12 protein-coding genes are annotated in these 15,472 nt (G+C 66.8%); 6 read left to right on the plus strand and 6 right to left on the minus strand.

Features of this window, described 5'->3' with window-relative positions; genetic code table 11:
* Nucleotides 1–332: 332 nt before the first annotated feature.
* From BGO82_RS09600 to BGO82_RS09610, 3 genes are read left to right on the plus strand one after another with little or no spacing between them, the layout of a single operon-like run.
* Nucleotides 333–1,808: an AMP nucleosidase gene (locus tag BGO82_RS09600; RefSeq protein WP_291305331.1), complete on the plus strand. Its 1,476-nt coding sequence runs from the start codon at nt 333–335 to the stop codon at nt 1,806–1,808.
* 56 nt (nt 1,809–1,864) lie between these two features.
* Nucleotides 1,865–2,155, plus strand: coding sequence for a nucleotidyltransferase family protein (locus BGO82_RS09605; RefSeq protein ID WP_291305332.1), 291 nt, complete (start codon nt 1,865–1,867; stop codon nt 2,153–2,155).
* On the plus strand, nt 2,152–2,523 hold the full coding sequence (locus BGO82_RS09610) for a HepT-like ribonuclease domain-containing protein (RefSeq protein ID WP_291305333.1): 372 nt from the start codon (nt 2,152–2,154) through the stop codon (nt 2,521–2,523). The genes BGO82_RS09605 and BGO82_RS09610 overlap by 4 nt, the downstream gene beginning before the upstream one ends.
* Here the strand turns inward: BGO82_RS09610 and BGO82_RS09615 are convergent.
* The 4 genes from BGO82_RS09615 to aspS form a co-directional block, all read right to left on the minus strand.
* The gene (locus BGO82_RS09615; protein WP_291305334.1) at nt 2,508–2,801 is read right to left on the minus strand and encodes a Dabb family protein; all 294 of its coding nucleotides are present in this window, start codon (nt 2,799–2,801) and stop codon (nt 2,508–2,510) included. The two genes, BGO82_RS09610 and BGO82_RS09615, sit on opposite strands and share 16 nt — an antisense overlap.
* Before the next feature lies 1 nt (nt 2,802).
* Entirely contained in the window at nt 2,803–5,091 is a 2,289-nt protein-coding gene (locus BGO82_RS09620; protein ID WP_291305335.1) for an NADP-dependent malic enzyme, read from the minus strand.
* 75 nt (nt 5,092–5,166) lie between these two features.
* Nucleotides 5,167–6,765, minus strand: a complete 1,599-nt coding sequence (locus tag BGO82_RS09625) for an EAL domain-containing protein (RefSeq protein WP_291305336.1) — start codon at nt 6,763–6,765, stop codon at nt 5,167–5,169.
* Nucleotides 6,766–6,856: 91 nt separating this feature from the next.
* Nucleotides 6,857–8,641 (minus strand): aspartate--tRNA ligase, encoded by a 1,785-nt coding sequence (gene aspS, locus BGO82_RS09630; RefSeq protein WP_291305337.1) that lies wholly within the window; start codon nt 8,639–8,641, stop codon nt 6,857–6,859.
* 190 nt (nt 8,642–8,831) lie between these two features.
* Here aspS and rnd point away from each other — a divergent pair, with 190 nt between their 5' ends.
* From rnd to BGO82_RS09645, 3 genes are all read left to right on the plus strand, one after another.
* Complete coding sequence (gene rnd / locus BGO82_RS09635) at nt 8,832–10,001, plus strand: ribonuclease D (RefSeq protein WP_291305338.1); 1,170 nt, start codon at nt 8,832–8,834, stop codon at nt 9,999–10,001.
* A 92-nt stretch (nt 10,002–10,093) separates the two neighbouring features.
* Entirely contained in the window at nt 10,094–11,083 is a 990-nt protein-coding gene (locus tag BGO82_RS09640; RefSeq protein WP_291305339.1) for an AraC family transcriptional regulator, read from the plus strand.
* A gap of 93 nt (nt 11,084–11,176) precedes the next feature.
* A complete protein-coding gene (locus BGO82_RS09645) occupies nt 11,177–11,749 on the plus strand; it encodes a porin (RefSeq protein ID WP_291305340.1) in 573 nt (190 codons plus the stop codon).
* 13 nt (nt 11,750–11,762) lie between these two features.
* Here BGO82_RS09645 and BGO82_RS09650 read toward each other — a convergent pair whose 3' ends face one another.
* Entirely contained in the window at nt 11,763–13,304 is a 1,542-nt protein-coding gene (locus BGO82_RS09650) for a Ppx/GppA phosphatase family protein (protein WP_291305341.1), read from the minus strand.
* Nucleotides 13,301–15,472: an RNA degradosome polyphosphate kinase gene (locus tag BGO82_RS09655; RefSeq protein WP_291305706.1), complete on the minus strand. Its 2,172-nt coding sequence runs from the start codon at nt 15,470–15,472 to the stop codon at nt 13,301–13,303. The genes BGO82_RS09650 and BGO82_RS09655 overlap by 4 nt, the downstream gene beginning before the upstream one ends.

Here is a 15,472-nt window from a genome sequence, read left to right on the forward strand (position 1 = left end):
ACCGATCCGGCGGGACGCGCTCCGGTTCGCCCGGCCCAAAATACAATGGCCACAGCCCCGTTGCCGGAACTGTGGCCGTTGTGGAGACGCCCGCCGCACTGTTGAGGGCTTGGGGGCAGCGGCAGGCGCCTCGCGGTTCACCGGTGCATGGGTCGTTTGCAGAAATCCAGCGAACACCGCATAGATGGACGATTGGCGCGGCAATTAAAGGCCCTCTCACCGACGTGTGATGTTCATGTCCGAGTTGTAAGCCCGGTTGCCCGGCGGGGACAAAATCCCTAAGAGAAAACCGCAAAGCCGAGCTTTGCAGCCGGCGTTGCAACGAGATCCGAATGGACATCATTTCGCCGCCGCCGGCGCCGCAGAAGGCCTTCACCAACCCCGAGCACGCGTGGGCCTATCTGGCCGAGCTCTACCACCGCAATACCGAGTTCATCCGCCAGCACCTGATCGGGCTCAGCCGGGGGATCGTGCCCAAGGGCCGGGTGCGCGCCTTCTACCCGGAGGTGCAGGTCACCTCGCGCAGCTACGGCAAGACCGATTCCACCCTCGCCTACGGCTATCTGCACACGCCGGGCATCTACCGCACCACGGTCACCGCGCCGGAACTGTTCAAATCCTATTTGATCCAGCAGTTCTCGGTGATCCTGCGCAACCATGGCGGCACCATCGATATCGGCGAATCCGCCACCCGCATCCCGCTGCACTTCGCGCTCGCGCCGGACGAGCGCATCGACGGCGAGGCGATCAACGCCCTGCCCATCCCGCTGCGCGACCTGTTCGACGTGCCGGACCTGCAGGACACCGACGACGAGATCGCCAACGGCACCTTCGTGCCGCCGCCGGGCGGCCCCTACCCGCTGGCGCATTTCACCGCGCCGCGCGTCGACTATTCGCTGTACCGGCTGAGCCACTACACCGGCACCGACGCCGACCATTTCCAGAACTTCGTGATCTTCACCAATTACGGCTTCTACGTCGACGAGTTCTGCCGGCTGTCCAAGCAGTACATGGCCGAGGGCCACCCCGACTACGAGGCGTTCGTCGAGCCGGGCAATCACGTCACCCGCAATGTGCGGCTGGGCGGCGGCACCGAAGGCGTCGCGGCCAGGCGCGCGCCGCAGATGCCGGCCTACCACCTCAAGATGTCGGGCTCGCGCGGCATCACCTTCGTCAACATCGGCGTCGGTCCCTCCAACGCCAAGACCATCACCGACCACATCGCGGTGCTGCGGCCGCACGCCTGGATCATGCTTGGCCACTGCGCCGGGCTGCGGAACTCGCAGGAACTTGGCGACTACGTTCTCGCCCATGCCTATCTGCGCGAAGACCATGTGCTCGACGCCGACGTGCCCGTCACCGTCCCCATCCCCGCGCTGGCGGAGGTGCAGGTGGCGCTCGAGCAGGCGGTGGCCGAAATCACTCATATGGAGGGCATCGAGACCAAGCGCATCATGCGCACCGGCACCGTCGCCACCTTCGACAACCGCAATTGGGAGCTGCGCGACCAGGCCGAGATCACCAAGCAGCTCAGCCAGTCGCGCGCCGTCGCCCTCGACATGGAATCGGCGACCATCGCCGCCAACGGCTTCCGCTTCCGCGTCCCCTACGGCACGCTGCTGTGCGTCTCCGACAAGCCGCTGCACGGCGAATTGAAGCTGCCCGGCATGGCCTCGGACTTCTATCGCACGCAGGTCAACCGGCACCTGCTGATCGGCATGCGCGCGATGGAAATCCTGCGCAGCCAGCCGCCAGAAAAGCTCCACTCCCGCAAGCTCAGAAGCTTCGCCGAGACGGCGTTCCAGTAGGGCCGGGTTGCCGGACGCGGCCCGGACGCCTATTTTCTGCGGCAGGAGATCTGGCGATGAAACCGTCCGTGGCCTTCGAGAACAACCGGGCGCTGGTGCGCGAGGTGGTCGGACGGTACCGCACCACCAATCCGCGCCTCTTCGGCTCGGTGCTGCACGGCACCGACAAGGAAGGAAGCGACGTCGACATCCTGGTCGACGCCCTGCCCGGCGCCACGCTGTTCGATCTGGGCGGACTCGAGGAAGAACTGACGGAGAAGCTGGGCGTGCGGGTGCAGGTGGTCACGCCGCAGGAACTGCACCGGTTCTTCAAGGACAAGGTGCTCGCAGAGGCGCAGCCGGTGTGATCGACGAACGCCTCGCGGTTTATCTCGATGTAATGAAGGACGCTTCGGCGCACGCGATGGCCTTTGTCGAAGGTCTATCGAAAGACGAGTTCCTGAGGGACGAGAAAACCAAAGCTGCGGTTGCCATGTGCTTTATCCGCATCGGTGAGGGAACAGCACGGATCGAGCAACGCCTCCCGGACTTCATTGCAGGCCATCCGGATTGGCCGTGGAACGAAATACGCGCCATGCGCAACCGTAGCGCGCATGACTACGAGCAGCTGAATTTCGACACGATTTGGGTGACGCTGCACACGTCCGTGCCTCGCCTCTACGCATTGATCGACGCCCTCGGCCCCCTCGACCCACGCGATCACAGCGGCTCGTAGTCGAGCTCGATGAACGCGTCGACCTCGCGGTTCCAGCGGTCCTGCACGAAGGCGACGTGCTTGGGGTGGCGGTCGTAGGCGTCGTAGGCCTTCCGGTCGGCGAACTCCATCGAGAAGCCGAAGCGGTAGTCGGTCTTTCTGCTGACCTGGCGAAGCTGCTCGAACCTCTCGACACCCGGGATCTTTTCGAGCGCCAGCCTCGCGTCGCGCAGGAACCCCTTCTCCTGCAGCGAGCCGTGCGCATGTTTGAGGTTGAACACCACGGTATGGCGGATCATCTCAGGCCTCCGCGTCGAGAGAAACCGCTTCGCTGGCGGCGATCGCCGCCATATTGACAATGCCGCGGCTGGTCGTCGAGGGCGCCAGGATGTGCGCCGGCACCCGCGTGCCCATCAGGATCGGCCCGACGGCCAGCGCGTTGGTCATCTCCTTGAGCAGCGTCATCGACAGATTGGCGCTTTCGAGGTTGGGGAAGATCAGCAGATTGGCCTCGCCGCGCAGCACGGTGTCGGGGATGTAGCGCTCGCGCAGTTCCTGGTTGAGCGCCAGGTCGCCCTGCATCTCGCCCTCGACGATGAAGTTCGGCGCGATGGTCTGCAGCATGCGATAGACCTCGCGCATCTTGAAGGCGCTGTCGCCATCGCGCGAGCCGAAATTGGAATAGCTCAGCAGCGCCGCCTTGGCCTCGATGTTGAAGCGCTTGAGATGGCTGCGCGCCTGCAGGGCAATGGCCACGATCTCGTCGGCGGTCGGATCGATGTTGACGTAGGTGTCGGTCAGGAAGAACGCCCCGCGCGGCATGATCAGCATCGACAGCGCCGACAAATTGCTGATGCCGTCCTGTACGCCCAGGATCGAGCGGATGTCGCGCATGTGCTTGATGAACCGCCCCTGCAAACCGCAGAGCATGGCGTCGGCCTCGCCGCGCTTCACCGCCAGGGCGGCGATGGTCGTGGTGTTGGTGCGCACGATGGTGCGCGCCGTCTCCGGGGTCACGCCGCTGCGCCCGACCAGCGAGTGGAACAGCGCTACATAGTCGCGGTAGCGCGGATCGTCTTCCGGATTGATGATCTCGAGGCGATCGACGTTGAGGTTGAGGCCGAACCGCTTGATGCGGCTTTCGATGACCTGCGGCCGGCCGATCAGGATCGGGCTCGCGATCCGGTCTTCGATCAGCACCTGCACGGCGCGCAGCACCCGCTCCTCCTCGCCGTCGGCGAAGGCGATACGCTTGCCCTTGCCCTGCGCCCGGTCGATGATCGGCTTCATCACCAGCCCGGAGCGGAACACGAAGCGGTTGAGGCTGTCCTGGTAGGCGACGAAATCCGTGATCGGCCGCCGCGCCACGCCCGTGTCCATCGCCGCGCGCGCCACCGCCGGCGCGATCCTCAGGATCAGCCGCTGGTCGAACGGATTGGGAATGATGTGCTCGGGCCCGTACACCGCCGGCTGCCCCGTCGGCGACACCTCCAGCCCCGGGTCATGCGCCAGCTTGGCAATGGCGTAGGACGCGGCAACCTTCATCTCCTCGTTGATGGCGGTCGCCCCCACGTCGAGCGCGCCGCGGAAGATGAAGGGGAAGCATAGAACGTTGTTCACCTGGTTCGAATAGTCCGAGCGCCCGGTGCACACCATGGCGTCGGGGCGTACCGCCTTGGCGTCCTCGGGCATGATCTCGGGATTGGGGTTGGCCAGCGCCAGCACCAGCGGGTTGGGCGCCATGCGCTGCAGCATCTCGGGCTTGAGCGCGCCCGCCGCCGACAGGCCGAGGAAGATGTCGGCGCCGTCGATCACTTCGGCCAGCGCCGTCGCCTCGGTATCGTGCCGGCAGAACTTGCCGCGCCATTTGTCGTTGACGTCGTTGCGCCTGTAGGTGAGCAGGCCGTCCTTGTCGGCCACCCAGATGTTCTCGAGCTTCGCGCCGAGCGCGATCAGCATGTTGAGGCAGGCGATCGCCGCCGCCCCTGCCCCACTGGTGCAGATCTTGACCTCGGCGATGTTCTTGCCGGCAAGCTCGAGCCCGTTGAGCACGGCGGCGCCGACAATGATGGCGGTGCCGTGCTGGTCGTCGTGGAACACCGGGATCTTCATGCGCTCGCGCAGCGCTTCCTCGATCTCGAAGCACTCGGGCGCCTTGATGTCCTCGAGGTTGATGCCGCCGAAGGTCGGCTCCAGCGGCCGCACCACCTCGATGAATTTCTTGGGGTCGGTCTCGTCCACCTCGATGTCGAACACGTCGATGCCGGCGAATTTCTTGAAGAGCACGGCCTTGCCCTCCATCACCGGCTTGCTGGCCAGCGCGCCGATGGCGCCGAGCCCGAGCACGGCGGTGCCGTTGGAGATCACCGCCACCAGATTGCCCTTGGAGGTGTACTTGAACACCGCCTCCGGATCGTCGGCGATCACCTCGCAGGGCGCGGCGACGCCGGGCGAATAGGCGAGCGACAGGTCGCGCTGGTTGCCGAGCGGCTTGGTCGGCTGGATTTCGAGCTTCCCGGGCTTGGGATGCTCATGGAAATGCAGCGCCGCCTCCCGGCGGGCCAAAAGCTGCTCACTCACGTCGGACATAGGCTAACCCCTCGCAGTCAAAGGGTGTGGTGCCACTAAACCGCCAGCAAGGGAAGAGCGCCGAAGGGTGCAGCTTCAGGCCGCCGCGACCTGCGTCGCGGGGGCGGCCGGCGCCGGCCGGGCGCTGCCGTTGAGGCCCAGCGCCAATTCCCGGAAGGCGCCGATCTTCAGCGCCGGAGCGAACAGGAAGCCCTGCGCCATCAGCACGCCGCGCGAGCGCAGATACAGCGCCTGCGCCTCGGTTTCGACGCCCTCGGCCACGATTTCGGTGCCGAGGTCGCGGCACATCGAGATCAGCCCGTCGAGCACCGGCACCTGCTGCGTTGCCGGCTTGATCATGTCGACGAACACCCGGTCGATCTTGATCACGTCCACCCCGAGCGTCTGCATGTAGGCGAGATTGGAGTGGCCGGTGCCGACATCGTCCATGGCGATGCGCACGCCGAGCGCATGCAGTCCCGCGATCACGCTGTTGGCGACCGCCGAATTGCCGAGCGGGTGGCGCTCGGTGATCTCGAACACCAATTGCCGGAACGAAATGCTCGACGGGCCGAAGATCGCCTGCACGTCCTCGACGATGCTCGGGTCGCGGAAATGCCCCTCGAACAGGTTGATCGACACCTTCAGCTCGGGCATGTCGGCGCACAGCTCGTTGAGGTCGTGCCGCACCTGCTGCATCAGGCTCAGCGTCATCGGGATGGCGAGTCCGGTGACCTCGGCGTAGTCGATGAACGCCCCCGGCATGACGATCTCGCCGTTGCGCTTCTCCCACCGGCACAGCACCTCGCACCCGGCCAGCGCCCCGGTCCTGAGATTGATCACCGGCTGGTAATAGGGCTTGATCTCGCCCGCGGAGATGGCGCGTTCGAGGTCGAAAGCCGGCAGCTTGCTGCGCCGCACATATTGCAGCGCCAGCACCAGGAAGGCGCCGCTCATCGCGCAGGCGACGACGGTCAGGATCATGTCGAGGTCGGCATAGTCGGCGCGCACGATGGCGAACGGCACCGCCGCCTCGACCCGGATCGGCAGTTCGCCGGCGAACCCCTCAGTGGAGATGAATTCCGTGTCCCTGCGGTTGTCGAACGGGCCGGCATCGCCGGCGACCATCACCGGCGTGCCGTTGGTCAGCGAAATGCGCACCATCGCCGTCGGCTTGAAGCGGCTGAGCACGCCGCGCGTATCGCTCGACACGATCGGCACGAACACCGAGACCGAGCGGCTCGCTCCGAACGCCTGGCTGATCTTGAGCACCGGCGGCGACAGGCCGGCGAGTTTGCCCACCGCCACGGTCTCGGTGTGGCCGGGGATGGCGAGGCTGGCCGACAGCGGCGAATATTTCACCGTCGCGCCGAACGCGTCGCAATATTGCGCGCCATCGGCGCCCTCGACCAGCACCTGCCGCAGATACAGGCTCTCCTGCATCGCCGCATGCACGTTGGCGGTGAAGGTCGGGGTGCATAGCGACGGACTGTTCGCCAGGATCTTGCGCAGCGAGTCGATGGCGTCATACGCCCCGTCCTGGATGCGCTCGGTGATGGCGTCGATCGACTGCTGCATCTGGGCGCGCTCGCGCACCCGCACGTAGTTGTCGAGCAGATAGTCGACGCCCATGACCGGCACGAACGCCAGGATCGCCGCCACCAGCGTCAGGATATGGGCGTACCGAGATTTCAAGCGAGTCCCCGCGAGTCCTCGCGAGGGTACGAAAGCCCGCTTAAGGGACTGTTAACGTCCGTTAACCATCCCCTTAGGCGGTGGCGCTCTCCTACTTCTCCTGCACATTCAGCCGCAGATGCAGCTCGCGCAACTGCTTGGCGGTCGCCGGGCTCGGCGCGCCCATCAGCAGGTCCTGCGCCTGCTGGTTCATCGGGAACAGCGTGATCTCGCGCAGATTCTCGGCGCCGCAGAGCAGCATGACGATGCGGTCGACGCCGAAGGCGGCGCCGCCATGCGGCGGGGCGCCGTACTGGAAGGCGCGATAGAGGCCGCCGAACTGCTCCTCCACCTCCATCCGCGACTTGCCGGTGAGCTCGAAGGCTTTCACCATCGTCTCGGGCTCCTGGTTGCGGATCGAGCCGGAGGCGATCTCGAAGCCGTTGCACACGGCGTCGTACTGGTACGCCTTGATGCTCAGCGGCTCCTCATTGTTCAGTGCCTCGAGCCCGCCCCGCGGCATCGAGAACGGGTTGTGCGCGAAGTCGAGGCGCTTTTCCTCCTCGCTCCACTCGTAGAACGGGAAGTCGACGATCCAGCAGAGCTCGTAGCGGTCCTTGTCGACGAGGTTCAGCTCGGTGCCGATCTTGGTGCGTGCCTCGCCGGCGAAGCGGTACATCTTCTCCGGCCGGCCGAGCACGAAGAACACGGCGTCGCCCTCGCCCAGCCCGAGCTGGGTGCGGATGGCCTCGGTGCGTTCCGGCCCGATGTTCTTGGCCACCGGCCCGGCGCCCTCCAGCGTCTCGCCTTCCTTGCGCCAGAAGATGTAGGCGAGGCCCGGCTGGCCTTCCGACTGGGCCCAGCCGTTCATGCGGTCGCAGAAGGCGCGGCTGCCGCCCGATCTGGCCGGGATGGCCCACACCTCGGCCTTGTCGTCCGAGGCGAGTTGGCTGGCGAACACCTTGAAGCCCGAGCCGGCAAACTGCGCGTTCACCTGCTGCATCTCGATCGGGTTGCGCAGGTCCGGCTTGTCGGTGCCGTATTTGCGGATGGCGGTGTCATAGGGAATGCGCGGCCACTCCCGGGTGACCGGCTTGCCCTCGGCGAACTGCTCGAACAGCCCGGTGATCACCGGCTGCATGGTCGACCACACGTCTTCCTGGGTGACGAAGCTCATTTCGAGGTCGAGCTGGTAGAACTCGCCCGGCAGCCGGTCGGCGCGCGGGTCCTCGTCGCGGAAGCAGGGCGCGATCTGGAAATAGCGGTCGAAGCCCGCCACCATCAGCAATTGCTTGTACTGCTGCGGCGCCTGCGGCAGCGCGAAGAAGGTGCCCGGATGGATGCGGCTCGGCACCAGGAAGTCGCGCGCGCCTTCGGGCGACGACGCCGTCAGGATCGGCGTCGAATATTCGGCAAAGCCGGCGGCGTTCATGCGCTGGCGCATCGACGAAATGACCTGCGTGCGCTTGACGATATTGGCGTGCAGCGTCTCGCGGCGCAAATCGAGGAAGCGGTAGCGCAGCCGGATGTCTTCGGGATAGTCCGGCTCGCCGAACACCGGCAGCGGCAGTTCCTTGGCCTCGCCCAGCACTTCGAGCTCGCGGATGAACACTTCCACGGCGCCGGTCGGCTGCCTGGGATTGACCGTTTCCGGCGTGCGCGCCTTGACCTCGCCGTCGACGCGGATCACCCACTCCGAGCGCACCGTCTCGGCCAGCCTGAAGGCCGCCGAATCCGGGTCGATCACCAGCTGGGTCAGCCCGTAATGGTCGCGCAGATCGATGAACAGCAGCCCGCCATGGTCGCGCACCCGGTGCACCCAGCCGGAAAGGCGCACATTATTGCCCACGTCGCCCAGGCTCAGGGCTGCGCAGGTATGTGTCCGGTAGCGGTGCATTTTCAGGTCTCTTGAAGCGTTGGAGTCGGGCCGAAATGGCGCCGGACAAGCGCACGCAAGGGGGGGATTGTCAAGATTCCGGGGCTTTTGCCCGCCGCCGGACCGCAATCATCGTGAATTCGGTTCTGGAGCCAAGGGCTTGGGCCTGCTAAGAGCAACAGGCTAAGTCCCGGTGTCCCGGGACGCCTGAATGAAGACTGGACCAATGGAGCTGACCACCTCGACCGACGCGCTCGCGCAATTCTGCAAGCGCGCCAGCAAATTCGATTTCGTCACGGTCGATACCGAATTCCTGCGCGAAACCACCTACTGGCCGAAACTCTGCCTGTTGCAGGCCGCCACCCCCGAGGAAGCGATCCTGGTCGATCCCCTCGCCGACGGCGTCAGCCTGCAGCCCTTCTTCGACCTCCTCGGCAACTCCAAGGTGGTGAAGGTCTTTCATGCGGCGCGGCAGGACATCGAAATCTTCGTCAAGCTCTCCGGCAGCGTCCCCAGCAACGTCTTCGACACGCAGATCGCCGCCTCCGTCTGCGGCTTCGGCGACAGCGTCTCCTACGACAACCTCGTGCGCTCGGTGACCGGGGTCGATCTCGACAAATCCTCGCGCTTCACCGACTGGTCGCACCGGCCGCTCAGCGAAAAGCAGCGGCTCTATGCCCTCGCCGACGTCACCCATCTGCGCGACATCTATGTGAAGCTGCTCGAGCAGGTCACCGCGACGCATCGCTGGGACTGGGTCGAGGACGAATTGCAGACGCTGCGCTCCATCGACACCTATGTGGTCAAGCCCGAGAACGCCTGGGAGCGGCTCAAATCCAAGCTCAGCCGGCCGCGCGATCTGGCGGCGCTCAAGGTCCTCGCCGCCTGGCGCGAGCGCCGCGCGCAGGACGGCGACCAGCCGCGCAGCCGTGTGCTCAAGGACGATGCGCTGATCGAAATCGCCATGCAGCGCCCGACCGCGCCGGAGGCGTTCGACAAGCTGCGCGCCGTGCAGCGCGGCTATGGCCGCTCCTCCGCCGCCGCCGAGATCATCGCCCTCATGAAGCAGGTCGAAGCACTGCCAAAGGGCGAGCTGCCGCCCGCCGCCGAGCGCTATCGCGGCCCCTCGCCCAAGGGCGCCGTCGGCGACCTCGTGCGCGTCCTGCTCAAGGCGGTGAGCGAGGAGCACGGCGTCGCCGCGCGCATCATCGCCACCTCCGACGAGATCGACGCGCTGGTGCTCGACGACGAGGCCGACGTGCCTGCCCTGCGCGGCTGGCGCCGAAAACTGTTCGGCGACAAGGCCCTCGCCATCAAGCACGGCAGGATCGCCCTCGCCGCCACCCGCAAAGGCGTCCGCGAGATCGCCATCGGCGAGTGACGCTGGCTCCGGCCGATCGCGGCCGGCCCTGGCCCGGGTTCCAGATTCCGGATGAAACATTCGCCTGTCGGCTGTAGCGTGCGGGCGCAACGATGACGGACCCCGCACTTTCGGCCGCAAACTCCGACCGCCGGCTCCACTTCTCGAGCACCGCGCTGGCCGCGCGCGATCGCCTCGACGTGGTGCGCGAAGTGCTGGCGCGCGAGATCATGCGCTTCGAGATCGATCCCCTGCCCGGCCATGCCCTCGAGATGGACATCACCATCCAGCGCCTGCCCGGCGCGAGCGTCGCCAGCAATTACATCTCGGCGGCGCGCAACACGCATTCGGCGGCCATGCTGGACGACGACGATCCGGTGCTCTCCATCGTCGCCTCCGGGGCGTGCACCTGGGAGCAGGCCGGGCGTGTGTGCACGGTGCGGGCCGGCGAGGCCGTGCTCACCACGCGCGGCGAACCGGGCACGTTGCAGCGGCACGTCGCCTCGCGCGTCCTCAACATCCGGCTCGACCGCGCCATGTTCGCGGCGCAGGCGCGGCATTTCGACGACCGGTTGCTGCTGCTGATCGACCGGCGCAGCGCGCCGCTGCGCCTGCTGACCGCCTATGCCGAGATGGTGCGTCGGCGCGACGTCATGGCGGCGCCCGAGCTCGGGCGCAGCGTGACGCTGCACCTGCACGACCTCGCCGCGCTTTGTCTCGGTACGACCGATGCAGCGGGACGCGGCGCGGAGACCCGCGCCCTGCGTACCGCGCAATGCGCCGCGCTCAAGGCCGATATCCTCGCCCATCTCACATTGCATCGCCTCTCCGCCGACTGGCTGGCGAGCCGGCACGGCATCTCGGCGCGGACGGTGCGCGCCCTGCTGGCGGACGAGCACACCAGCCTCACCCATTTTGTGCGCGAGCAGCGGCTGCTGCACGCCCGCCGGCTGCTGGCCGATCCGCGGCAGGCCGGCCGGACCATCGGCGAAATCGCCTATGGCAGCGGCTTCAACGATCTGTCGTATTTCAACCGCGCCTTCCGCCAGCGCTTCGGCATGACGCCGTCCGACGCCCGCATCGCCGACGCCCAGAGCCGCTAGGCGCGCTGCTCCGTCCCGGCGGAGGTTTGCCGTCCAGTCCGTGCCGTGCTGTCGCCCCGTCCAAGCCCGCAACGGTGTTTGCGGCTAGGCTCAATGCCCGGACTCGACGCGTGCAGGGGCATTGGCATGAAAATTCAGGGAATTATCGTTGCTGCCATGATACTGGCGGGCAGCTTCGGCGCGCCGGTGCCAGCGCAGGCAATCGATTTCGTAAAGATCTGCGATGCCTTCGGCGCACAGTGGGCCTACGTTCCCGGTACGGACACCTGCCTCAACGTCATGACGGGCGCAACCAAGACCCCGGCGAAGGACGACCAAGGCAACACCATCTCCGGCCAATATGTCGACGGCGTGTCGCCCCTGCAGCAGGGGGTCGTCGACGCGCAGGGCACTGGCACGCAGGCCCTCGCCAAGGCGATCGACGCGCAGGCCCGGGCGGACCGGGCCATCGACGGCGTGGCGATCAGCCTCGCCATGCAGCCCGCGATCGTGACCTCCGGTCACACCTTCGCCGTCAGCGCCAATGTCGGCACGTTCGAGGGCAAGTTCGCGCTCGGCCTCAGCGCCGCAATGGCGGTGAACGACAATGTGCAGGTCCATGCCGCGTTCGGCAGCAGCTCGGGCGGCGCGATGGCCGGCCGCGCCGGCATAAACGTCTCCTGGTAGCGGCGGCGCGAGGCTAACCCGCGATCGTCTCGCTCGACTTGATCCCGGCGACGCCGGCGAGCTGGTCCAGCCGGCCCTCCAGATGCTCGCCCGACAGGAACGCCAGGTCCTGCGGCAGATGCAGCCGCAGGCGGCCGTCCTCCAGGGTGAAGTGCGTGCGCGGCAGCACGCCGGGCATCGCCGCCGACATCGGATAGGCCACGCGGAAGATGGCGCCGAGCAGCCGCGCCTTCATGTTCGCCGCCGGTCCGGCAAGGGCCATCAGCGACTGGCTCATGCTCTTGTGCTTGAGGCCCATGTAGCGCACCGCCAGCGTCTCGGCGAGGAACGCCCGCGCCGCGTGGTCGACGCCGGTGAGCGAGCCATAGGCCACGAGGTCGACGCTCTGCTCGCCGCGATAGTCGGGATGGCCACGCCAGCCGATGTCGCTGAGATAGCAGGCGACCTTGCGCAGCCGCTCCTCTCCCGGCGTCTCGCGCACATGGATGGCGGCGAGGAAATCCGCCGTGAACTCGATCAAATCCTCGGCGTGCGCCCGCGAGCGCGAGCGCAGGATGGAGATCTCCTCCGCCCCCTGCAGCAGCGGATCGACCCGCTGCTCCGCCTCCGGCAGCAGCCCGTAGAGATAGCCCTCGCGCACGCCCAGCGCCGAGAACAGCACGCTGTCGAACTTGCCGGCGCGCAGCACCTCGCTCAGCACCGCGGCGCCCATCGGCACCAGTTCCTTGCGCGACGAGCTGACGCTGTCGGCGCCCGGCATGGCCTTGCCCGCCCCCACGGCGTCGACGATGTCGTCGCACAGCCGCGCGATGTCGCTGGCCTTGGCGGCGTAGTGCTGCACCATGTGCAGCGGATAGTCGCGCAGCACCTGATGCATCTTGGCCAGCGACCGCCAGGTGCCGCCGATGGCGCAGAACTGCCCGCCCGGCTTGCCGCTCAGCAGCCCGGATCTGGCGAGCCGGGCCCGCGCCACCTCGCGCGCCCTGGCCGGCGAGCGCCCGGAATCGTCCTGCAGCCGGATGACGCCGAGCTCGTGCGTTTCGCCGCGCGCATCGCTGCCGTCGACGATCGCCGACAGTTCCAGGCTGCCGCCGCCGAGATCGCCGACGATGCCGGTGAAATCGGGGATGCCGGCGACGACGCCGAGCGCGGCGAAATGCGCCTCCTGCTCGCCGCTCAGCACGTGCACCGGCGCGTTCATCGTCGCCTCGACGGCGTTGACGAAGGCATCGGAATTGCTGGCGTCGCGCACCGCCGAGGTCGCGAGGATATGCACCTCGCCGGCCTTCATCAGCTTCACCACCAGCGCAAAGCGCTGGATCGCGGTGAGCGCGCGGTCGATGTTCTCGTAGGCGAGCCGGCCGCTCTGCGCCAGGCCGCGGCCCAGCGCGCACGACGATTTCTCGTTGTAGAGCGGCGTCAGCGAGCGGGCGTGCCGCTCATAGACCACGAGGCGAACCGAGTTGGAGCCGATATCGAGCACGGCGACCGGCTTGGCGCCCTGGATGCGCCCCTGCGCCGTCGGGTCCGCGTCATGGCCCCAGAGCTGGTTCAATCATCACTCTCTTCGTTTTCGCGCGTCTCCCGCGAGAGCGCGCTGCCACGGCCGCTGAGGCTGGCATTGGTCATGAAATAGCTGTGCGCGTTGAACGGCTCCTCGCCCTCCTTGAGCGGCACCCGGTGCGACGAGCCATCCGGCAGAACCTCCCAGCTCTGCTGGTTGTCGCGCAGATACGACACCAGCATGCGGTCGAGAATCTGCTTATGCACGGTCTTGTTGAGGATGGGAACCATCACCTCGACGCGCCAGTCGAGGTTGCGCTGCATCATGTCGGCCGACGACATGTAGACCTTGGCCCGCCGCGACGGCATCGGCTCGCCCTGCCCGAAGCAGAAGATGCGGGAATGCTCGAGGAAGCGGCCGACCACCGACTTCACCCGGATGTTGTCGGAAAAGCCCGGGATTCCCGGCCTGAGGCAGCAGATGCCGCGCACGATCAGCTCGATCTTCACGCCCTTCTGGCTCGCATCGTAGAGCGCGTCGATGATCTCGGGGTCGACCAGCGCGTTCATCTTCAGCCAGATGCTCGCCGGCTGGCCGCGCTCGGCGAAGGCCACCTCGCGGCCGATATGCTCCAGCAGGGTCGAGCGCAGATTGACCGGCGACACCGCGATCGCCTCCAGCTCGGTCGGCCGCGCATATCCCGTTATGAAATTGAACACGCGAGAAACATCGCGCGTTATCGACGGGTCGGTGGTGAAGTAGCTGAGGTCGGTATAAATCTTGGCGGTGATCGGGTGGTAATTGCCCGTGCCGAGGTGGCAATAGCTCACCAGCTTGCCGTTCTCGCGCCGCACCACCTGGCTCATCTTGGCGTGCGTCTTGAGCTCGATGAAGCCGAACACCACCTGCGCCCCGGCGCGTTCGAGGTCGCGCGCCCAGCGGATATTGGCCTCTTCGTCGAAGCGCGCCTTGAGTTCCACCAGCGCCGTCACCGACTTGCCGGCCTCCGCCGCCAGCACCAGCGCCTTGACGATCGGGCTGTCGCGCGAGGTGCGGTAGAGCGTCTGCTTGATCGCCACCACGTCGGGGTCGCGCGCCGCCTGCATCAGGAACTGCGCCACCACGTCGAAGCTCTCGAACGGGTGGTGGACCAGCAGATCCTTGGCGCGGATGGCCGCGAACAGATCGCCGTTGAAGTCGCGCACCCGCTCCGGATAACGCGGTATGTACGGGGTGAATTTCAGGTCCGGCCGGTCGATCTCGCAGATCTTGGCGGCATCGGCCAGCCCGAGGAAGCCTTCGACCTCGAAGGTGTCGGCGGCGGTCGCGCCCAGCCGGTCGGAAATCTGCCGCCGCAGCGCCCGCGGCATCTTCTTTTCGATCTCGAGCCGGATCACCTGCCCGCGCCGGCGCTGGCGCAGCGCGGATTCGAACTCGACCACCAGGTCGGCCGCCTCGTCGTCGATTTCGATCTCGCTGTCGCGGATCACCCGGAAGGCGCCGGAGCCGGCGACCTCGTAGCCGGGGAACATCTTGTGCAGGAACAGGTTGATCAGCGTATCGATGGTCACCACCTCGATCCGCCCCTCGCTCGCCAGCCCCGAGGGCAGCGTGATGAAGCGGTCGAGGTTGGAGGGCACGCGCACCAGCGCCGTCAGCGTCTGCACCGAGCCCGGCCGGGTCAGCTCGAAGGCCAGGGTGAACCCCAGGTTCGGGATGAACGGGAACGGGTGCGCCGGATCGACGGCGATCGGCGTCAGCACCGGGAAAATTTCCTCGCGGAACAGCCGCTGCAGGTAGCGCACCTGGTCGGGCGACAGGTCGGCCGCCTCGTGGATCACCACGTCCTTGTCGTACAGCTCCTCGCGCAGCGTCTGCCAGGCGTCCTGCTGCTCGAGCTGCAGATGCTGGGCCAGCGTCGCGATCTCGTCGAGCTGCTCGGCCGGGGTCAGCCCGTCGGCGCTCTGCGTCGTGATCCCGGCGCGCAGCTGCCCCTTGAGGCCGGCGACGCGCACCATGAAGAATTCGTCGAGATTGTTGGCCGAGATCGACACGAAGCGCATGCGCTCGAGCAGCGGATGGTTGGGATTGTTGGCCTCCTCCAGCACCCGCATGTTGAACTGCAGCCAGCTCACCTCGCGGTTGACGAAGCGCGCCGGCGAGACGCGCAGCGCCTCGATGTCCGGCTGCGTGGCCTCGTCGGGCAGGATTTCCCCCAT

Origin of the sequence: Devosia sp. 67-54 (genome assembly GCF_001899075.1) — a bacterium.
GTDB lineage: Bacteria > Pseudomonadota > Alphaproteobacteria > Rhizobiales > Devosiaceae > Devosia_A.